20 protein-coding genes are annotated in these 19,984 nt (G+C 70.7%); 6 read left to right on the forward strand and 14 right to left on the reverse strand.

Going from position 1 to position 19,984, the window contains the following annotated elements:
* The first annotated feature begins 34 nt into the window (after nucleotides 1–34).
* Nucleotides 35–667 carry a VldE C-terminal domain-containing protein gene (locus G569_RS0113895; RefSeq protein WP_028063855.1) on the forward strand — a complete coding sequence of 211 codons (633 nt, stop codon included), beginning with the start codon at nucleotides 35–37 and terminating at the stop codon, nucleotides 665–667.
* On the opposite strand, the gene G569_RS0113900 is transcribed toward G569_RS0113895, so the two are convergent.
* Entirely contained in the window at nucleotides 664–1,302 is a 639-nt protein-coding gene (locus G569_RS0113900) for a ThuA domain-containing protein (RefSeq protein ID WP_211232985.1), read from the reverse strand. The genes G569_RS0113895 and G569_RS0113900 overlap by 4 nt on opposite strands.
* A 75-nt stretch (nucleotides 1,303–1,377) precedes the next feature.
* Here G569_RS0113900 and G569_RS0113905 point away from each other — a divergent pair, with 75 nt between their 5' ends.
* Nucleotides 1,378–3,450, forward strand: coding sequence for a hypothetical protein (locus G569_RS0113905; protein WP_028063857.1), 2,073 nt, complete (start codon nucleotides 1,378–1,380; stop codon nucleotides 3,448–3,450).
* An 81-nt stretch (nucleotides 3,451–3,531) separates the two neighbouring features.
* The gene (locus G569_RS48245; RefSeq protein ID WP_053226338.1) at nucleotides 3,532–3,768 is read left to right on the forward strand and encodes a PspC domain-containing protein; all 237 of its coding nucleotides are present in this window, start codon (nucleotides 3,532–3,534) and stop codon (nucleotides 3,766–3,768) included.
* Here the strand turns inward: G569_RS48245 and G569_RS57905 are convergent.
* The 8 genes from G569_RS57905 to G569_RS48260 form a co-directional block, all read right to left on the reverse strand.
* Entirely contained in the window at nucleotides 3,765–4,253 is a 489-nt protein-coding gene (locus tag G569_RS57905; RefSeq protein ID WP_028063858.1) for a DUF2017 family protein, read from the reverse strand. The genes G569_RS48245 and G569_RS57905 overlap by 4 nt on opposite strands.
* Nucleotides 4,253–4,540 (reverse strand): ATP-dependent Clp protease adapter ClpS, encoded by a 288-nt coding sequence (gene clpS, locus G569_RS0113920; RefSeq protein WP_028063859.1) that lies wholly within the window; start codon nucleotides 4,538–4,540, stop codon nucleotides 4,253–4,255. Before clpS ends, G569_RS57905 begins: the two co-directional genes overlap by 1 nt.
* A gap of 11 nt (nucleotides 4,541–4,551) precedes the next feature.
* Nucleotides 4,552–6,108 (reverse strand): FAD-dependent oxidoreductase, encoded by a 1,557-nt coding sequence (locus G569_RS0113925; RefSeq protein WP_037496586.1) that lies wholly within the window; start codon nucleotides 6,106–6,108, stop codon nucleotides 4,552–4,554.
* A 145-nt stretch (nucleotides 6,109–6,253) separates the two neighbouring features.
* Nucleotides 6,254–7,174, reverse strand: a complete 921-nt coding sequence (coaA, locus tag G569_RS0113930; RefSeq protein ID WP_028063861.1) for a type I pantothenate kinase — start codon at nucleotides 7,172–7,174, stop codon at nucleotides 6,254–6,256.
* On the reverse strand, nucleotides 7,168–7,356 hold the full coding sequence (locus G569_RS0113935) for a YbdD/YjiX family protein (RefSeq protein WP_028063862.1): 189 nt from the start codon (nucleotides 7,354–7,356) through the stop codon (nucleotides 7,168–7,170). Before G569_RS0113935 ends, coaA begins: the two co-directional genes overlap by 7 nt.
* Nucleotides 7,343–9,451: a carbon starvation CstA family protein gene (locus G569_RS48255; RefSeq protein WP_037496588.1), complete on the reverse strand. Its 2,109-nt coding sequence runs from the start codon at nucleotides 9,449–9,451 to the stop codon at nucleotides 7,343–7,345. Before G569_RS48255 ends, G569_RS0113935 begins: the two co-directional genes overlap by 14 nt.
* Nucleotides 9,452–9,505: 54 nt before the next feature.
* On the reverse strand, nucleotides 9,506–9,817 hold the full coding sequence (locus G569_RS0113945; RefSeq protein WP_028063863.1) for an AzlD domain-containing protein: 312 nt from the start codon (nucleotides 9,815–9,817) through the stop codon (nucleotides 9,506–9,508).
* Complete coding sequence (locus G569_RS48260; protein WP_084284995.1) at nucleotides 9,814–10,563, reverse strand: AzlC family ABC transporter permease; 750 nt, start codon at nucleotides 10,561–10,563, stop codon at nucleotides 9,814–9,816. The genes G569_RS0113945 and G569_RS48260 overlap by 4 nt, the downstream gene beginning before the upstream one ends.
* A gap of 31 nt (nucleotides 10,564–10,594) precedes the next feature.
* On the opposite strand from G569_RS48260, the gene G569_RS57910 reads away from it, so the two are divergent.
* Nucleotides 10,595–11,230, forward strand: coding sequence for a CGNR zinc finger domain-containing protein (locus tag G569_RS57910; RefSeq protein ID WP_169542142.1), 636 nt, complete (start codon nucleotides 10,595–10,597; stop codon nucleotides 11,228–11,230).
* On the opposite strand, the gene G569_RS48270 is transcribed toward G569_RS57910, so the two are convergent.
* The 4 genes from G569_RS48270 to G569_RS0113975 all read right to left on the reverse strand — a co-directional run bounded on the left by G569_RS48270 (nucleotide 11,187) and on the right by G569_RS0113975 (nucleotide 14,533).
* The gene (locus tag G569_RS48270; RefSeq protein ID WP_037496590.1) at nucleotides 11,187–12,275 is read right to left on the reverse strand and encodes a M24 family metallopeptidase; all 1,089 of its coding nucleotides are present in this window, start codon (nucleotides 12,273–12,275) and stop codon (nucleotides 11,187–11,189) included. The two genes, G569_RS57910 and G569_RS48270, sit on opposite strands and share 44 nt — an antisense overlap.
* A gap of 12 nt (nucleotides 12,276–12,287) precedes the next feature.
* Nucleotides 12,288–12,869: a CAP domain-containing protein gene (locus G569_RS48275; protein ID WP_157592023.1), complete on the reverse strand. Its 582-nt coding sequence runs from the start codon at nucleotides 12,867–12,869 to the stop codon at nucleotides 12,288–12,290.
* Nucleotides 12,870–12,932: 63 nt separating this feature from the next.
* Nucleotides 12,933–14,144, reverse strand: coding sequence for a threonine ammonia-lyase (ilvA, locus tag G569_RS0113970; protein WP_037496592.1), 1,212 nt, complete (start codon nucleotides 14,142–14,144; stop codon nucleotides 12,933–12,935).
* Nucleotides 14,145–14,146: 2 nt separating this feature from the next.
* Nucleotides 14,147–14,533, reverse strand: a complete 387-nt coding sequence (locus G569_RS0113975; protein ID WP_053226340.1) for a Rid family detoxifying hydrolase — start codon at nucleotides 14,531–14,533, stop codon at nucleotides 14,147–14,149.
* Nucleotides 14,534–14,552: 19 nt separating this feature from the next.
* Here G569_RS0113975 and G569_RS0113980 point away from each other — a divergent pair, with 19 nt between their 5' ends.
* Together G569_RS0113980 and G569_RS48280 are read left to right on the forward strand one after the other, a co-directional pair.
* On the forward strand, nucleotides 14,553–16,505 hold the full coding sequence (locus G569_RS0113980; protein ID WP_028063866.1) for a thioredoxin domain-containing protein: 1,953 nt from the start codon (nucleotides 14,553–14,555) through the stop codon (nucleotides 16,503–16,505).
* A 10-nt stretch (nucleotides 16,506–16,515) separates the two neighbouring features.
* The gene (locus tag G569_RS48280) at nucleotides 16,516–18,651 is read left to right on the forward strand and encodes an MMPL family transporter (protein WP_169542143.1); all 2,136 of its coding nucleotides are present in this window, start codon (nucleotides 16,516–16,518) and stop codon (nucleotides 18,649–18,651) included.
* Here the strand turns inward: G569_RS48280 and G569_RS0113990 are convergent.
* Nucleotides 18,611–19,951 (reverse strand): glutamine synthetase family protein, encoded by a 1,341-nt coding sequence (locus G569_RS0113990; RefSeq protein WP_028063867.1) that lies wholly within the window; start codon nucleotides 19,949–19,951, stop codon nucleotides 18,611–18,613. The two genes, G569_RS48280 and G569_RS0113990, sit on opposite strands and share 41 nt — an antisense overlap.
* Nucleotides 19,952–19,984 lie beyond the last annotated feature (33 nt).

The raw sequence follows: 19,984 nt of genomic DNA on the forward strand, positions 1-19,984 counted from the left end.
AACCACCCCCTGGACCGTGCCGACAACAGACCGTATGCCGGTCCGTCTGTCGTTCCTCGTCGCCCTGCTCGCCCTCGTCCTCGCCGCTCCCGCCCGCGCGGACGACTTCAACTGGCCCGTCGCCTACACGTCGCAGGCCAAGAACCCCGCTGACGCGCTGGCGGACCTCCCGATCGAGGCGCCGGCGTACGATCCCGCGACGCACTGCTCCAAGAAGGCCAGGCCCGGGATGACCGCGCTCGTGAACTGGCTGACCGCGAACGCCGGCGGCACGTTCTGGGGGACGTACCGGTGCGAGAAGTGGGGGCCGCACTCGGCTTCGCTGCACGCCGAGAACCGCGCGGTCGACTGGGCGCTGGACGTCGACGTCCCCGCCCAGCGCAAGGAGGCCGAACGGCTGATCGAGTTGTTCCTGGCGCCGGACAGGCTCGGGCAGCCGCAGGCGCTCGCGCGCCGGATGGGCGTCGAGGAGATCATCTGGGACTGCGGCTACTGGGGCGCGGGGATGGGCCAGTACCGGCCGTACTCGCCGTGCCTGTCAAAGAAGGGCAAGCTCAAGCGCAAGGTCGACAAGACGATCGCCCACCGCAACCACCTGCACATCGGCATGACGAAGGCCGGCGCGGCGAAGAAGACGTCCTTCTGGACGCGCCGCCCGCCCGCCTAGCCGCGCGCGGCCCAGAGCATCCCGCGCCGCTGCATCGCGGCGACCTCGGGCACGTCGAGCTCCTCGATGGCGTGCCCGATCGAGCAGTAGAACACCGCGCCCGCGCCCCAGCGCCGCGTCCACGCCACCGGCATCACGACGCCCTCCGCCCATGGCGCGGTCTCGGGGTGGAAGACCGTCGTCGCGAGCACGTGGTTGGACGGGTCGACGTGCATGTAGTACTGCTCGGAGGTGACGCTGAAGTCCGCGAGACCGTCTGTGATCGGGCTCGCGCGGTCGACGATCGTCACGTCGAAGTCCTTGATGCCGTCGGGGTGGGCGACGAACTGCCCGCCGACCATGAACTGATACTCGGGCGAGGCGCGGAACGCGTCGCCCGCGCCACCGTGGAAGCCGGCGAGGCCGACCCCGCTCTCGACCGCGTCCAGCAGCGCACGCAGCTGCGGCTCGGCGATCGCCCCCATCGTCCAGATCGGGACGATCAGGCTCAGCTCACCGAGCTCGCCCAGCAGCACGTCCAACGTGTCCTCGACCGACACGTCGAAGCCCTCCTCGCGCAGCATGCCCGCGTAGGCCTCGGCGAACAGGTCCGGCGAGTGGCCCTCCCACCCGCCGTGGATGATCAGCGCCTTCACGACGAAGAGCGTATCCAGTGGGCCACGATTTGGGTCTCTTGAGCAATGGAGAAACAACCCCACAAGCCAGCCCATGTGGAGCCGACGCGGGCGAAGTTCCGCACGCTCCTCGCCGCCAACCCGAACTACTTCGGCACGGCACCCGGTCTCGTCGACTTCCCGGTCGTCGTCGAGCAGAGCTTCAACACGTCGTACGAGGCGCTCACGTGCGTCTCCTACAGCCCGCGTCTGGACCGGCTCGAGGCGACCCTGATCGTCAAGCGGCCGACCGGCTACGCGGGTGACCTCTGCACGAGCGGCAGCTACGAGTTCGTCCGCTTCTACATCGACTACGGCTCCGGCTGGCAGGACGCCGGGCCGGCCGGCGTCAACGTGCACGACATCCCGATCGGGCACGACTGCCACAAGGACCCGACGCACCCGCTGGTCTACGTCGTCGGCGTCGATCACCAGCCACGCCGCGACTGGTGCGGCAACCCCGTCCTGCCGCGCGTGCGCGCGATCCTCTCGTGGAACGTGATGCCGCCGGCCGGCCAGCCGGACTGGCACCCGGTGTGGGGCGACCGCCACGAGTGCAACGTGCAGATCAGCCCGCGACGCTGGTTCGTGAAGGACGTCATCGCCAAGCTCCCGAGCGACGCCGTCAAGAAGCTCGAGCTCCCCCCGCTCGAGCTGATCGAGGTCCCGACCCCGCCGCTCCCGGATCCGCCGCCGCTGCCCGACACGCCGATCGAGTACCTGGCGAAGCTCTACCAGCAGGTCGAGGTTCCGCCGCATCGGTTCGCGCTGCCGCACATCGCCAAGACGATCAGCGCGTCGGCGGACGCCGACCAGCTCGCGACCGTCGCGGTCTCGGCCAAGGACGCGGGCATCGAGCTCGCGCCCCTGCTCGACACGATCGATCAGACCTCCGGCAACACCGCCTACGAGGAGCTCGAGTGCCTCGGGCTCGAGCACCAGAACAACGCCGACCGGCTCGTCGCGACGTTCAACGTCAAGCTGCCCTACGGCTACTCCGGCCCGCCGTGCACGGCCGGGAGCACCGAGTACGTCGCGTTCTGGGCGGACTGGGACAACGACTGCAAGTTCGAGTACCTCGGCACCGTCGAGACCAACCTGCACGACTACCAGCAGCTGCCCAAGGGCGGGCTCTGCTACGCGGCCGTCCTGCCGGTCGACGTCAACGCGATCCGCAAGAACTGCAAGACGCCGGTGCTGCGCCGCGTGCGCGCGGTCCTCTCCTGGGGCGCGAAGCCGTCGACGACCGACCCGAACCTGCTCCCGACCTGGGGCAACCGTCTCGACACGCACGTGCAGATCGCCCCGGGCACGCCGTATGACGGCACGGCGAAGTTCGTGATCGTCGGCGGCGTCGCGACCGACGAGATCGACAACACGACCGGGCTGACGAAGCCGGTCGCGCACCTGGCGGTCAACGGGACGCCGCTCGATGCGCGCGGCTGCCCCTTCGCGGGCGCGGTCGTTCTCCACGGCCCGACCGACCCCGCGCTGAAGAACACCGTGTACCGGATCATGGTCACGAACACCCCCGGCGGCACGCCGTTCCCGTTGACCGGCGCGTTCCCCACGGTCACCGGCGACGGGCACTTCGTGAGCCGGACGCCGGGACCGGGCGGGTGGACGACCTGGCTCGGCTGGCAGGACAACACGACCGGGGTGCTCGGCTCCTTCCCGACGAGCGGCGACGCCGTCTGGAAGATCGAGCTCGAGCTCCAGGGCGGCACGATCGCCGACACGCGGTTCGTGCAGCTCGACAACACGCTCAACGGCGCGAGCGTCGACCCGAACAACGTCGCCGACCTCGAGCTCGACACCCTCGGGGACTGCGAGGTCAAGCCCGGCTGGGTGACGGGACGGTTCCGCGCCGCTGACACCCACTTCCGCCGGTGGGACATCGCGGTGCTCGGCGGGCCCGGAGGTGTCCCGTCGCTGCCGACGGGCGTCGCCGACCCGGCACTGGCCCACGAGGTTGCGACCGGCGGGTGGCACGGCTTCAAGGTCGACCTGTCGGCGCTGCCGCCCTGCGGCTACGTCGTTCAGCTCTCGGCCTCCGACCGGGCGGTGGTCGACAGCGCGTCCACAGGGCGAGCCGTGCACGTCCAGCGTGGGCTCTGCCTGCGTCCCTGACCCGGAACCCTAAGCCGCCCCGGGCCACCTAAGGGTCATTCCCAATGGTGCCCGGGGCGCTTTTGCACGATCTTTGATCCCATGAACACGACCAAGCGCCTCACCCGATCTTCCACCGACAAGTACGTGGGCGGCGTCTCCGCCGGCCTCGCCGAGCACGTCGGCATCGACCCCACGCTCGTGCGAGTCGGCTGGGTGTTCGCGACGCTCGTCTCCGGCGGCGCCGCGATCCTCGCCTACGCCGCGATGCTCGTGGTCATCCCGCGCGACGACGCAGACCCGCAGGTCGACGATCGGCTCCCCGGTGTCCCCGCTTAGCGAAGGGCTTCGAGCTGGGCATCGACGATCTCGTCGAGCAGACCGCCGAGATACCCGTAAAGAGCTTGCGTGCGAGCCTCCGGGTCATCGGGGTCGAAGCCCAGTTCCTGGTCATCGTCCGTGATGTCCAGGAGGGTGCCGAGCACCAGCCGCAGCGAGTTGATCGCCTGCATCCAGGCGGTCAGCTGCTCCTCCGTCAGCGTCGTGGCGTCGACCGACGCCTCGACGGTGTCGACGTTCGCCAGACGCGCCGAGCGCAGCTCCTCGTGCGTGAGCCGGCGGTACTCGTCCTCCTTCTCCGCGTCGTCGGCGTAGGCCGACGGGTACAGCCGCCGGACGCGGAGATCGTTCGCGTCGAGCATCAGCAGCGCGCGCATGTCGCCGAGGATCTGGCGGACCAGCGCGCGCTCGCGGTCGTCCAGGCGCAGCTCGTAGCCGCCGGCGGCCGGCGTGACGCGCGGCTTGGGCCGGTTGCGCCCGAACATCAGTCCTGCCTCATCGTGGCCCAGAGGCCGTGCTCGTGCAGGCGGAAGACGTCCAGCTCGGCCTTCTCGCGCGTGCCGGAGGACACGACCGCGCGCCCCTTGTGGTGGACGTCGAGCATCAGCTCGGTCGCCTTCTCGCGGTTGTATCCGAACAGCTTCTGGAAGACGAGGACGACATAGCTCATCAGGTTGATCGGGTCATTCCAGACGATGACGATCCACGGACGGTCCGCGGCCTGATCGTCGTCGGTCTCAGGGAGCTTGACCTCGGCGGGAGCGGCTGACACTCCCCCTTAGGCTACGCGCTCGGGACGTGACTCATCGCGTGCTCTGCCAGCGCGGTGATCGTCAGGCTCGGGTTGACGCCCACGTTGGCGGGGATCGCGGCGCCGTCGCAGACGAGCAGGTTCTCGTAGCCGAAGACCCGCATCCGAGCGTCTACGACGCCTTTCGACGGGTCCGCGCCGATCACCGCGCCGCCGAGGATGTGGGCGGTCGACGGGATGTTCGCCGCGGCTTCCATGATCGAGCTCTGCGCGATGCCGCCCGTGCGCTTCGCCAGCCACGCCGTGAACTCGTTGGCCACGGGGATGAAGGTGGGGTTCGGCCGCTCGGGGTCCTGCTCGGTCCGCAGGCGGACACGCCCGCCGCGCCCGCGACACGCGCGCAGCGAGATCGCGTTGTCCAGCGACTGCATGACCAGGACGATGATCGTGCGCTCCGACCAACCGCGCGGGTTGAGCGTCTTCATCAGCGTGCGCGGGTGCCGCACCGCCGCGCCCGCGAGCTTCAGCGGCCGCGTGAGCGGCGTCCCTTCGCCCGTCAGCAGCGTGAAGAGCGGTGACGCGCCGTCGCCCGCGTTGCCGTAGACCACGGTCTCGATGTGGGTGTGCGGGTCGGGGTAGATCGAGCCGGTGATCGCCACCCGCCGGATCACGTCCGGCGAGCCGTGCGGCAACGTCACCGCGAGGATCGCCTCGGAGTTGGTCCGCACGAGCTCGCCGAGCCGGGGCGAGATGTGCGGCAGCGAGCCGTTGAGCCGGCACGCCGCCAGCAGCCGGTTCGTGCCGAGCGCACCGGCCGCGACGACCACGCCGCGGGCCCTCAGCGTCTGGCGGCCGCGCCGCAGCCCAGACGGCGTCGACGTGACCGCGTAGCCGCCTCCGGCGAGCGGCTTGATGTCGAGGACGGTGCGCTCGGGCATGATCCTCACGCCCTCGCGCTCGGCGAAGTACAGGTAGTTCTTGACGAGCGTGTTCTTGGCGCCGTGCGGACAGCCCACCATGCAGCGCCCGCACCGCAGGCAGCCGGTGCGGTCCGGCCCCTCGCCGCCGAAGAACGGGTCGGGCACGGTCTTCCCCGCCTCGCCCAGGAAGACGCCGACGCGCGTCTTGGCATGCGTGGACGCGACCCCGATCTCCTCCGCGTACTCGCGCAGATAGTCGTCGGCGGGATCGTCCTCGTCGTACGTGGCGACGCCGAGCATCCGCTCGGCCTCGTCGTAGTGCGGGGCGAGCGCGGTCTGCCAATCGTCGAGCCCCGCCCACTGCGGGTCCTCATAGAACCGCGCCGGCGCGCGGTAGAGCGTGTTCGCGTACCCCAGCGACCCGCCCCCGACCCCCGACCCCGAGGCGATCGCGACGTCCTTGAAGATCGTCAGCCGGAAGATCCCGTTCAGGCCGAGCCGCGGCGCGTACCAGTAGCGCCGCAGGTCCCAGGTCGACTTCGGGAACTCGTCGTCGGCGAATCGCCGCCCACACTCGAGCACGCCGACCTTGTAGCCCTTCTGCGCGAGCCGCAGGGCGCTGACGCTCCCGCCGAAGCCGGAGCCGATGACGAGCCAGTCGAAGTCCACCGGCGGAATCTAGGGGACCGAGAGGCCGTCCGTGTGTGAACGTGCTCCGAGCGCCTCGCCGCCGGCGCGGCGTGGAACGCGATCGGCGGCGCCAGGCTGGTGCGGCGACGCGCGGCGCGGCACCAGAGCCAGACGGCAAGCGTCTTCACGTGCGGCGGAGCAGCACTCGGGTGACGAAGTGGTCGGCGCCCTTCTCGAGGATCACGTCGGCGCGGGGGCGGGTGGGCTGGATGTTGTTGAGGAGGTTCGGGCGGTTGGTGCGCTCCCAGATGCCCGAGGCGACCGCGAGCGCCTCGTCGTCGGAGAGCTGCGCGTAGCGGTGGAAGTAGGACTCGGGCTTCTGAAAGGCGCCGTTGCGGAGCTTGAGGAACCGGCTCAGATACCAGCGCTTGACGTCCTCCTCCTCCGCGTCGAGATAGAGCGCGAAGTCGACGAAGTCGGACACGTAGACGCGCCCGCTGCCGCGCTGGAGGACGTTCACGCCCTCCAGGACGAGCACGTCCGGGGCGCGCACGAGCTGGGTCTCTTCGAGCACGTCGTAGGTGAGGTGCGAGTACAGCGGCGCGCGCAGCTCCTCCACCCCGCTCTTCAGATCGGCCACGAAGCGCAGCAGCGCGCGGCGGTCGTAGGACTCGGGGAAGCCCTTGCGGGCGAGGATGTCGCGCTCGATCAGGGTCGCGTTCGGCAGCAGGAAGCCGTCGGTGGTGACGAGCTCGACGCGCCAGTCGGGGCGCAGCGACTGCAGCAACCGCACGACGAGTCGCGCGGCGGTGCTCTTGCCGACGGCGACGCTGCCGCCGAGCGCGATCAGGTAGGGCACGCGGTGCGACTCGCCGAGGAACTCGCCCTGGGCGGCCGAGAGGGTGCGGGCGGCCGAGATCCGCAGCTGCAGCAGTCGCGCCAGCGGCACGTAGACGTCGGTGACCTCGTCGACCGCGACCGGCTCGCCGAGCCCGCTGAGGCCGGCGAGCTCGTCGTAGGCCAGCGACTCGTCGCCGCCGCCCAGCTCCCGCCAGCGCTCACGTTCGATCGCGGCGAACGGCGACGCCGCCCGCAGCTTCAGCAACAGCGGGCCTGCGGTCGGGCCTCGCGGGCGTCCTGGCGGCGGCGCTCGAAGTCGCGCCGCGACATCACGGGCTCCCCCGGGTGCTCGCGCCGCCGGTGCTCGACGTAGCGGTCGTACGCGCTCTCGCCCGAGACCTCGCGCAGGTACCAGCGCACCCCGCTGAAGACGTCACGCGGTGTCATAGACCTCCTCGCGGTCACGGGTGAACAGCCCGGACGGCGCGCGCAGGTGCGACTCGGCGGGCGGAACCTCCGTCGTCGGCAGGCCACCGGCGCGGATGGCCTTGATCGAGATCCGGGCGGCGTCGGCGATCACGATGACGATCAGGATCGCAAAGAACGCCGAGAGGATGCCGTCGACCGTCGAATTCGTCACCACGGCGTGCATGTCGTCCATCGACTTGGCGGGCGGCAGGACCTGTCCCTGCGCGATCGCGTCGTTGAACTTGTCGCGCTGGGCGAAGAAGCCGAGCTTCGGGTTGTCGCTGAAGACCTTCTGCCAGCTGGCGGTGAGCGTGACCGTCGCGTCCCACGCGAGCGGGATGCCCGTCACCCACGCCCACTTGAGCTTGCCGTGCTTGATCAGCAGCACGGTGCAGACCGTCAGCGCGACCGCGGCGAGCAGCTGGTTGGCGATGCCGAACAGCGGGAAGAGCTGGTTGATCCCGCCCAGCGGGTTCGTCACGCCCGCGTAGAGGAAGTAGCCCCACGCGCCGACGATGATCGCGCTGCAGAGCCACACGCCCGGCTTCCACGAGACCTGCCGGAACGGCTTGTAGACGTTGCCGAGCGTGTCCTGGAGCATGAATCGCCCGACCCGCGTGCCCGCGTCCACCGTGGTGAGGATGAACAGGGCCTCGAACATGATCGCGAAGTGGTACCAGAAGGCCCGCAGGCCCTCGCCCGTCGCGCCGGCGAAGATCGTCGACATGCCGACGGCCAGCGTGGGCGCGCCGCCGGTGCGGGCGACGAGGGTCTGTTCCTCCACGCCGCGGGCGGCCGCCTCGAGCGCGCCCGGGGTGATCGTGAAGCCCAGGCTGTTGACGGCCTCGGACGCCGATTGCACGGTCGATCCGACCAGCGCCGCGGGCGCGTTCATCGCGTAGTAGAGCCCCGGATCGATGATCGAGGCGGCGATGATCGCCATGACCGCGACGAAGGACTCCATCAGCATCGCGCCGTAGCCGATGAAGCGGACCTGGGTCTCCTTCTCGATCATCTTCGGCGTCGTGCCGGAGGCGACCAGCGAGTGGAAGCCGCTCAAAGCGCCGCACGCGATCGTGATGAACACGAACGGGAACAACGCGCCCGCGAACACGGGGCCTTCGCCGCTGGAGGCGAACTTCGTGACCGCCTCGTTCTTCATGACGGGCAGCGTCACGAGGATGCCCACCGCCAGCAGCAGGATCGTCCCGATCTTCATGAAGGTCGAGAGGTAGTCGCGTGGCGCGAGCAGCATCCAGACCGGCAGGATCGACGCCACGAAGCCGTAGGCGATCAGGCAGAACGTCAATGCCTCCGGCGACAGCGTGAACGCGTCGGCCAGGCTCGAGTCCTGCACGACCTTGCCGAGCGCGATCGCCAGCAGCAGCAGCGTGACGCCGATCGCGCTCGTCTCCAGCACCCGCCCGGGCCGGATCACGCGCATGTAGAACCCCATGAACAGCGCGATCGGGATCGTCATCGCGAGGCTGAACGTGCCCCACGGCGAGTTCGCCAGCGCGTTGACCACGACCAGCGCCAGGACGGCCAGCAGGATCACCATGATCGCCAGCACCGCGACCAACGCCGCGGCGCCGCCGACCGGGCCGATCTCGTCGCGCGCCATCTGCCCGAGCGACTTCCCGTCCCGGCGCATGCTGAAGAACAGCACGACCATGTCCTGCACCGCGCCGGCGAAGATCACGCCGACGATGATCCAGATCGTCCCCGGCAGGTAGCCCATCTGCGCGGCCAGCACGGGGCCGACGAGCGGGCCGGCGCCCGCGATCGCGGCGAAATGGTGGCCGAAGAGCACGCGCCGGTCGGTCGGCTGGAAGTCGACGTCGTTCTCGAGGCGCTCGGCCGGCGTCGCGCGATTGGCGTCAGCGCCGAGGACCTTGTACTGGATGAACCGCGCGTAGAAGCGGTAGGCGATCGCATAGGACCCGACGGCGGCGATGATCAGCCAGGCGGCGGAGATCTGCTCACCGCGAACCAGGGCTATCACGCCCCAGGCGATCGCACTCACCACCGCAACCGCGACCCAGATCGCGATGGAACGTTGCTTCGTCCTCATGGCGTCTCCTCCCTGCAGGGGCTCCCGACTCGGGAGTCATCCCCAAGGTAAGGATCAGCTAAACGCGCGCAGGCCCGCCGTCACCGCGGCGGCGAAGAGGATCACGACGATCATCGGCGCACGCAGGGCGATCGCGACGACCGCGGCGCCCAGACCCGCGGCGCGGGCGTCGAGCGTGATGCCGTTGCCGCTCGCGCTGAACGTCTCGTAGACGACGAGCGCGGCCAACAACGCCGGGGCGACGAGCCCGGTCATCGCCAGCGTGCGCTCGCCGGGCGGGCGCTCGCCGAGCAGGAGCGGGCCGGCGATCTTCATCCCGGCGGTGCCGACGGTGAGGACGGCGATGGTGATCCAGACGGCGGTCATGACGCCTCCCCGGTGGCGAGGTCGGTGCGCGTGGCGGAGCGGCGTGGCGGGGCGTCGCCGCCCGTCGCCATCTTCGGCGATCTGGCCGCGCGGCCGCGCAGGCCCAGCAGCGCCGCGGTGGTCGCCGCGAGCACGGGCACGCCGGGGGGCGCGAACGGCATCAGCGCGAGCGCGATGACGGCGCCGATCGCCGCCGCGGTCAGCGGCATCCGCCCGATCCGCGCCTCGCCCCACAGCAGCACCGCGAAGAACGCCGGGAACATCGCGTCCAGGCCGAGCGCGCCGGGGTCGGTGAGCACCGAACCGGTCAGCACGCCGATCAGCGTCCCGCCGCTCCACGCCGCCGCTTGCGGCAACGTCGCACCGATCAGGATCCCGCGGTCGTAGGTCCCGTCGGCGCGCCGGGAGAGCGCGAACGACGCGTCGACCAGCGCGAGCGACTGGGCCGAGCGCTTGAGCCGGCCGCCGGAGAGGAACGGGCCGATCGCCAGCCCCATCGGCAGCCAGCGGCCGTTCATCAGCATCCCGGCCGCGATCGCCGCCACCGCGCTCCCGCCCGCCGTCAAGACGGTCAGCGCCGCGAACTGCGCCGCGCCCGAGAAGACGACGAGCGACATCAGGACGGGCGCGAACGAACCCATGACGGGCTGGGCGAGCACTCCGAAGGAGATCCCGCCGGCCAACGTGGGCAGCACCAGCGGGAGTCCCTTGCGGACCCCGGATCGGATGTCGCTCGGCTTGTGCATCACCGTCACCTTACCGTATAATGTCCATGTCGTGGTAAGGGTAACCCCCGAATCGATCAAGTTGCAGGGCGGCGCGTTGTCGGTCGACTTCGCCAATTCGGTCGACTGGACCGAGGACGAGCGCGAGATCCCAGCGACGGACGCGTTGCTGGAGCCGGACTCGCTCGATCGCTGGGGCGCCCGCCTGGAGGTGGCGGGCAGCCCGGGCGGGCCCGAGGAGCTCGAGCTCGCGCGTGGCCTTCGCGAGGCGCTGCACCACATCTTCTCCGCCCTCGCGCGCGAGGAGACGCCGGACGAGTTCTCCCTCGCCCGACTGCGCTTCGCCTACGCGCAGGCGGTGGCGGCGGGCACGCTGTCGGTGCGCGAGGACGGCGGCTACGGCCTGGACTGGCGGCCCGACGAGCCGCGCCGCGTGCGCTTCGCCGTGGCGGCGGACGCGGTCGCCCTGTTGGGCGACCCGGCCCGCATCGCCCGGCTGCATCGCTGCCCCGGGCGCGATTGCGGGTGGGTCTTCCTGGACACGAGCGGCCGCCGCCGGTGGTGCTCGATGGCGACGTGCGGCAGCCGCGCGAAGATGCGCCGGATGTACGAGCGCAAGCGCGCCGAGCGCGCGGGTGGGCGGGCTATCCCAGAATCCTCAGTTGGAGGGGATGCGACGACAGCATGACCGGGCCGTCGGGGCCGACCGCGACGTCGTCCTCGAGCCGCATGCCGCCGACATCGGAGTTGTAGATCCCGGGCTCGATCGTGAAGATCATGCCCTCGACCAGGTCCACGTCCCAGGTCGGGATCAGGAACGGCGGCTCGTGGACCTCGGTGCCGATCGCGTGGCCGGCACCGTGCAGGCAGGCGCCGATCTCCGGGTGGGCCTCGATGATCACGCGCTGCGCCGCGTCGACGGTGCGGGTGGTGCCGCCGAGGCGGGTGGCGTCGACCGCCGCCACGTAGGCCTCGTGCACGACCTCCCACGCCTTGGCCGCCCAGTCGCTCGGCGCGCCCGCCGTGGCGCAGCGGGTGAGGTCGCCCCAGTAGCCGTCGGCGAACTGCGCCGCGACGTCGGCCACGACCACGTCGCCGACCTCGAGCTTGCGTTCGCCCGGCGTGCCGTGCGAGTCGGCCGAGTGGGTGCCGAAGAGGATGTGCGGCTCGGAGTGCTTGGCGCCGCGGCGCATCAGGCTGAACGCCACGCGGGCGTTGATCTCGGCCTCGGTCATGCCGGGCACGAGCTCGGCCCACAGCTCGTCGTACGCGGCCTCGATGTGGGTGCAGGCGCGGCGGACGGCCTCGATCTCCTCGGCGTCCTTGGCGGCGCGCAGGCCCATGACGATGTCGGTCGCCGGGACGAGCTCGTAGCCGGCCGCCTGCAGCGCGTGGGAGCGCGCGAAGTTCAGGTGGTCCTCCTCGACGCCGATGCGCTTGGGCGCGTCGCCGAGGATCTCGGCCAGCTCGGTCAGCCCGTTGGACGTCGCGGCGTTGTAGAGCGCGCGGTCGAGCTTGGTGGCAGCGGCGTTGACGCTCTCGCGGTCGAGCGTCGGCGCGATCAACGCGCCGGTTCCGCCGCGCTTGACGACGACACCGAAGAACCGCTCCATCTGGAGGCCCCAGAAGCCGGTGAAGTAAGCGATGGAGGCGTCTTTGGTGGCGAGGACGGCGTCGAGACCCGCCTCCTCGAGCAGCCCGTCGAGGGCGGCGACACGGGAATCAAGCGACATTGGGGCGCCACCCTAGCGGCGGCGCACCCCGAATTCGGCTGACACCGTCACGCCCGGCTCACCTTCCGGGGTGCCGAGGCGCACCGCGAGACCGAGCTCGCGGTAGCGCGGGTTGAGGATGTTCTTGCGATGGCCCGAGGAGTCCATCCAGGAGCGCATCATCGCGGCGGGGGTGGCGAGGTCGCCGGTCGCCCAGATCAGGTTCTCGGCCAGCGACCAGCCGTCGTTGCGGCGGGCGTAGCCGGCGGCCAGGATGCGCTCGTCGAAGGTGCCGCCCTCGGGCGTGTCGTGGTCGAAGTACCCGCGGGCGATCATGTCGTCGGTGTGCTCGGCCGCGGCGGTGTCGAGCGCCTCGTTGGCGGCCAGCGTGCCGAGCCCGCGCTTGGACCGGACCTGATCGTGGAGGCAGTCGAGCGCGCCGCGGATCAGGTCGAGGTTGCCCTCGTCGGGCATGAGGTCGGCGTTGGGGCAGACGGCCGGCGTGGCGACGGTCGCCAGGACCTTCTTGCGCTTCTTGGGCGTCTCGGCGGACGCGGGAGCGGACGTGACGGCGCCCAGCAGTGCGAGCGCGACCAACAGACGGCGAACGGACACGGCATCCGTATCGACCGTGTGCGGTTTGGCGCAAGCCCCGATGTCCCCCAGGCGGGGGTGAAGTCAATGGAGGACTTGCGCGACGTATCCCTCGTCGTTGAGCGTGCCGACCACGCGCTGGGCGTGCTCGTGGCCGCGGGTCTCCAGCACCATCTCCACCGCGGTCTCGCGCACGTGCAGGTCGAGCCCTTCGCGCATGTGGCTGACATCGACGATGTTGGCGCCGGTGCCGGCCACCGTGGCGAGGATGCGGGCCAGGGCGCCCGGGCGGTCCGGGACGCGGGTCAGCAGGACGAGGCGGCGCCCGGACTCGTTCTCGTGCCGGCGGGCGATCGCGGCCAGCAGGCCCGCGTCGACGTTCCCGCCGCTGAGGATCGCCACGGTCACGCCGGTCGTGGCAGGCTTGACCTGACCCCCGAGCAACGCCGCGACGCCGACCGCGCCGGCGCCTTCGACCACCAGCTTGCAGCGCTCGAGCAGGAGCGCCATCGCCTCGGCGGTGGCGTCCTCGCCGACGCAAACCACGTCATCGGCCAGCTCGATCAGCAGCGGCAGCGTGATGCCGCCCGGGCGCTTGACCGCGATGCCGTCGGCGATCGTCAGCGCGGTATCGGCCGCGATCGGTACGCCCGCCTGGATCGATGCCGGGAACGGCGCGCAGGCGGCGGCCTGGACGCCGACGATCTGCACGTCGGGCTTGACGGCCTTGATCGCCAGCGCGACCCCCGCGCAGAGCCCGCCGCCGCCCACCGGGATCACGACCTTCGCCAGGTCCGGCACGTCCTCGAGCAACTCGAGGCCGAGCGAGCCCTGGCCGGCGACGATCACGGGATCGTCGAACGGGTGGATGAACGCGAGCCCGCCGGTCGCGGAGCGTTCCCGGGCGGCGATGAGGCACGCGTCGACGCTGTCGCCGGCGACGTGGACGGTCGCGCCCGAGGCGCGGGCGGCCTCGACCTTCGCCATCGGCGCGTCGGCGGGGACGTAGACCTCGCAGTGGATGCCGAGCTGGCGCGCGGCGGCCGCGAGCGCCTGGCCGTGGTTGCCGGCGCTGGCCGCGACGACGCCGTGGCGGGTCTCCTCCTCGTCGAGCGAGGCGAGCTTGGCCGCCACGCCGCGGACCTTGAACGAGCCGGTCCGCTGCAGGTTCTCGGCCTTGAGCACGACCGTCCCACCCGCGCGCTCCGAGAACGTGCGGGTGGAGAGGATCGGGGTCCGGCGGGCGACGGTCTCGACCGCCCTTCTTGCGGCAGTTACGTCGCTCGCGGTGACCATCTTCAGACGGCGATGATGGCGTCCATCTCGACCTCGGCCCCCATCGGGAGCGCGGCCACGCCGATCGTCGTGCGGGCGGGCGGGTCGGACGGGAAGTAGGTGGCGTACGCCTCGTTCATCTCGGCGAAGACGCTGACGTCGGTCACGTAGACGGCGACGCGGACGGCGTTGGAGAGTTGCGCGCCCGCGGCCTCGGCCACGATGGTGAGGTTGTCCAGGCAGCGCCGGGCCTTCTCGGCGGGCGTGTCGCCGGTCAGCTGACCCGTGGCCGGATCGAGGTGCACCTGGCCCGACAGGAACAGCAGGCCGTTGGACTTGACGGCATGCGAGTACGGCCCCGCAGCGGGCGGTCCGGGGTCCGCGGTCACGGTTTCGCGAGAATGGGACATAGGAAGGACCGTATCTGAGATGCCGAACCGCCTCGCCTCCGAGACATCCCCATACCTGCTGCAGCACGCCGACAACCCCGTGGACTGGTACCCGTGGGGCGACGAGGCGTTCGCGCGGGCTCGTTCTGAGGACAAGCCGGTCTTGGTATCGATCGGGTATGCGGCGTGTCACTGGTGCCACGTCATGGAGCACGAGTCCTTCGAGGACGAAGAGGTCGCGCTGGTGATGAACACGCACTTCGTGTGCGTGAAGGTCGACCGCGAGGAGCGCCCGGACGTCGACGCGATCTACATGGACGCGGTCCAGGCGATGACCGGGCAGGGCGGGTGGCCGCTGAATGCGTTCCTGACGCCCGACGGCGTGCCGTTCTTCGCCGGCACCTACTTCCCGCCGGTGGCGCGCCCGGGGATGGTGTCCTGGAAGGACCTGCTCGTGGGCGTGTGGAACGCGTGGACGACCCAGCGGGCGGAGATCGAGGAGGCGGCGCGGAACAACGTCCCGCGGCTGCAGGGCGCGCGGTTCCTGGAGGCGCCTGAGGGTGAGGTGTCGCCGGACGTGCTGTCCGCGGCCGTCGTGACGTTGCGCCGCCAGTTCGACGAGGCCAACGGCGGCTGGGGCGGCGCGCCGAAGTTCCCCTCGACGTCGGTGATGGAGTTCCTGATGGCGCGCGGCGAGCCGGCGATGCCGCTGCAGACCCTGCGGCGGATGGCCTCCGGCGGCATCTACGACCAGGTGGGCGGCGGGTTCGCCCGCTACTCGGTCGACGCGCAGTGGCTCGTCCCGCACTTCGAGAAGATGCTCTACGACAACGCGCTGCTGGCCCGCGCGTACCTGCACGCGTTCCAGATCTCGGGTGAGCCGCTGTTCCGGCGGGTGTGCGAGGAGACGCTCGACTGGGCGATGCGCGAGCTGCGTCAGGACGAGGGCGGCTTCGCGTCGTCGCTGGACGCGGACAGCGAAGGCGTCGAGGGCAAGTTCTATGTGTGGACGCCGGACGAGATCCGCTCCGTTTTGGGCGATCTCGCCGAAGTGGCGATCCGCGCGTTCGGCGTCACCGAAGCCGGCAACTTCGAGGGCGCGAACATCCTCGTCCGGGCGACGTCGGACCCGCCTGAGTTGGCGGAGATCAAGAGGGCGCTGCTGGCCGCGCGGGCCTTGCGCGTCCGGCCGGCTTTGGACGACAAGCGGCTGACGTCGTGGAACGCGCTGATGATCAGCGCGCTGGCGGACGCGGGTGCCGCGTTCGAGCGCGCCGACTACCTGGCCGCGGCGGTCGCCTGCGCGTCGTTCATCGAGCGCGAGCTGCGCGACGGGGACGGCCGCCTGTTGCGGACGTTCAACCGCGGCCGCGCCAAGCTCCCCGCGTTCCTGGAGGACCACGCCTACCTCCTGGAGGCGTACCTGGACCTGTACGAGGCGACGTTCGACGCGCAGTGGTTCGGGCGGGCGGTCTCGCTGGCCGACGAGGTGTTGGAGCGGTTCTTCGATTCCGAGCGCGGCGGGTTCTTCTCGGTCTCGGACGACCACACCGGCCTGATCGCCCGCCGCAAGGACCTCGAGGACGCGCCGATCCCTTCGGGCGGCTCGGCGGCGTGCTTCGGCCTGTTGCGGTTGGCGCGCTTCACGGGGTCTTCGCGCTACGAGGACGCGGCGCTGTCGTTGGTCCGGCTCCTGCACACCGTCGCGCCGGAGCACCCGTTGGCGTTCGGCCATCTGCTGCGCGCGATCGACTTCGTGTTCGCGCCGGTTCGCGAGGTGGCGCTGGCGGGCGAGGACGTCGCGTCGTTGGCTCGGGTGGTCCGTGGCGGGTACTTCCCGCACGTCGTCCTGGCGGGTGGCTCGGGCGACATCCCGCTGTTGCGGGACCGCGAGCCGGTGGACGGCCAGGCCGCCGCGTACGTGTGCGAGCACTTCACCTGCCGGCTGCCGGTGACCGCGCCCGAAGATCTGATTCGGGCTTTGACCACGTAGCGTGAGCATGATGCTGACGCTCCCCGCTGGGCGGACCGCGAAGTGGTTCGTCCTGATCGTCGTCGTACTCGTCTTCGGTGCCCTGGCCAGTCAGGCGGGCAAGCTCGAGGGCGCGCAGAAGAACGAATCGAGCTCATGGCTCCCCGCGGACGCCGAGTCGGTGAAGGCGCTGGACGCGGTCAAGACGTTCCCGGGCGGGGAGCTCGCGCCGGCGGTCGTCGTGTACGAGCGCCGCGGTGGCTTGACGGCGGCGGACAAGGCGCGGATCGCCGGCACGGTCGGGAAGCTGAACGCGAACCGGCTGCCGCTCGTGCTGGAGGCGCAGCCGCCCGTGTATTCGCCCAACGGCGATGCCGCGCTGATCGTGCAGCCGGTCCAGCCCGGCGACGGGTCCGGCGACACGTTCCAGAACGCGGTGCAGTCGATCCGCGACCGGGTCGGCGAGCCGAGCGGCGGGCTCGACGTCAAGCTGACCGGCGCGGCGGGCTTCAGCCTCGACGCGATCAAGGTCTTCGCCGGCATCAACGGCACGCTGCTCTATGCGGCGATGGCGATCGTGCTGATCCTGCTCGTCCTGATCTACCGCTCGCCGATCTTCTGGGCGATCCCGTTCTTCACGGTGCTGCTGGCCGAGGGTGCGTCGCGCGGCGCGGGCTACCTGCTGGCGGAGGCGGGCGTGACGATCAACGGCCAGACCGGCGGGATCCTGCCGGTGCTCGTGTTCGGTGCCGGGACGGACTACGCGCTGCTGCTCGTCTCGCGCTACCGCGAGGAGCTGCGCCGGCACGAGGACAAGCACGACGCGATGCGGGTCGCGCTGGGCAGCGCGGGACCGGCGATCGTCGCGTCCGGTTTGACGGTGATCGCGGCGCTGCTGACGCTCTCGATCGCCGAGGTCAACTCGACCGCGGGGCTCGGCCCGGTGGGGGCGATGGGCGTCGGGCTGGCGATGCTCTCGATGCTCACCGTCCTCCCCGCGCTCTTGATCGTGTTCGGGCGGCGCGCGTTCTGGTCGCCGTTCACCGACGCGATCCCGCACGTGGGCGAGACCGGGACCGACGAGACGCACGGGTTCTGGCGTCGGATCGGCGACCGGGTCGCCCGCCGGCCGCGCGCGATCTGGATCGCCGGCACGATCGTCCTGCTGGTGCTGGCGGCGAACGTCTTCAGCCTCGACACCAGCCAGACGACCGGCAACCAGTTCCGCGGCTCGGTGGACTCGGTGGAGGGCCAGCAGGTGCTCTCGCGCAACTTCCCGGCGGGTGCGTCCGCGCCGGCCGACGTGATCGTGGGAGACGCGACGCGTGCGCAGGCGGTCGCGGACGCGCTCTCGGCGGAGTCCGCGTTGGTGAGCAGCGCGCGGGTCGCGGCCCGCGGCGACGCCGGCGCCCAGCTGTCGGTGACCCTCAAGGGCGACCCGTACGCGTCGGCGACGATGGATCAGATCCCGCACCTGCGCTCGGTGGCGCGACAGGCCGGCGGACCTTCGACCCTGGTCGGCGGGCCGACGGCGCAGGAGTACGACCTACGCGTCTCCGCCACGCGGGACAACAAGCTGATCCTGCCGCTGACCCTGTTGGTGGTGCTCGCGATCCTGATCGTGCTGCTGCGGTCGCTCGTCGCGCCGGTGCTGCTGATCGTCTCGGTGATCCTGTCCTTCGCGGCGGCGCTGGGCGCCGGCATCTGGGTGTCGGATCACGTGTTCGGCTTCACCGGCGTCGGGCCGACGCTGCCGCTGCTGGCGTTCGTCTTCCTGGTGGCGCTGGGGATCGACTACAACATCTTCCTGATGGCCCGCGTGCGCGAGGAGTCCATCAAGCACGGCACGCGCGAGGGCACGCTGCGCGGCCTCGCGGTGACCGGCGCGGTGATCACCGGCGCCGGCATCGTGCTGGCGGGGACGTTCGGCGCGCTGGCGGTGCTGCCGCTGGTCGTGCTGACCCAGATCGGCTTCATCGTCGCCTTCGGCGTCCTGCTGGACACGTTCGTCGTCCGCTCGGTGATCGTGCCGGCCGCCGTCATCGACGTCGGCCGGCGCGTGTGGTGGCCTTCGAAGCTCGCCGCGCCCCACCGCGCGGGCGGCGGCGCGGCCCGCGCCGGCGGCCTCAGAGAATCGCCAGATACCTCTCGAGTTCCCACGGAGTGACCTGGACGCGATAGTCCTCCCACTCCTGGCGTTTGATCTCGACGTAGCGGTTGAAGATGTGCTCGCCGAGGGTCCGGAGCACGAGCTCTGACTCGGCGGTGACCTCGATCGCCTCGCCCAGCGTCTCCGGCAGCTGCTCGATGCCGAGCCGGCGGCGCTCGTCGGGGCTGAGGTGGTAGAGGTTCTTCTCCATCGGCTCCGGCAGCTCGTAGCCGCGCTCGATGCCCTCGAGGCCGGCCTGCAGCAGCACCGCGAACGTGAGGTACGGGTTGCAGGCGGGGTCCGGCGAGCGCAGCTCCATGCGGGTCGCGTTCTCCTTGCCGGGGTGGTACAGGGGGACGCGGACGAGCGCGGAGCGGTTTCTTCTCGACCACGCCACGTAGACCGGGGCCTCATAGCCCGGGACGAGCCGCTTATACGAGTTCACCCACTGCGCGAAGATGCTGCAGATCTCGCGCGCGTGGCGCAGCTGCCCGGCGATGAAGGCCTTGCCGATGTCCGACAGGAAGTACTTGTCGTCCGGGTCGTAGAAGGCGTTGCGGCCGTCCTTGAACAGGCTCTGGTGGGTGTGCATGCCTGAGCCGTTCTGGCCGAACAGCGGCTTGGGCATGAACGTCGCGTGCCAGCCGTACTTGAGCGCGTACTCCTTGACCGTGATGCGGTAGGTCATGCAGTCGTCGGCCATCTTCAGCGCGCTCGAGTAGCGCATGTCGATCTCGTGCTGGGACGGGCCGACCTCGTGGTGGGAGTACTCGACCTCGATGCCGAGGCGCTCCAGCGCCAGCACCGTGTCGCGCCGCACGTCTGACCCCGCGTCCAGCGTGGTGAGGTCGAAGTAGCCGCCCTCGTCGAGCACCTCCGTGCCGCGGTTGTCGCGGAACAGGTAGTACTCGAGCTCGGGGCCGACGTTGAACGCGTCGAAGCCCATCTCCTTCGCCCGCTCCTCGGCGCGGCGCAGGACATGGCGCGGGTCGCCCTCGTACGGGCGCCGCTCGGGGGTCTGGACGTCGGCGAACATGCGCGCGACGCCGGCGCCGTCATCCGGCCGCCAGGGCAGGATGTTGAACGTCGTCGGATCCGGCAGCGCGATCATGTCCGACTCCTCGATGGCGTTGAAGCCGGTGATGGAGGAGCCGTCGAAGCCCATGCCGCCCTCGAAGGCGTCATCGAGCTGCTCAGCGGAGATGGAGAAGGACTTCAGCTGCCCGAGGATGTCGGTGAACCACAGGCGCACGAACCGGATGCCCTGCTCCTCGACGAGCGCCTTGACGTCTTCAGGTGTCTGGGGTCGATCAGCCATAGCGGCCTGCAGGCTAATGGACCGGACGGCGGT

The organism is Solirubrobacter soli DSM 22325 (assembly GCF_000423665.1).
In the GTDB taxonomy this organism is placed as follows: domain Bacteria; phylum Actinomycetota; class Thermoleophilia; order Solirubrobacterales; family Solirubrobacteraceae; genus Solirubrobacter; species Solirubrobacter soli.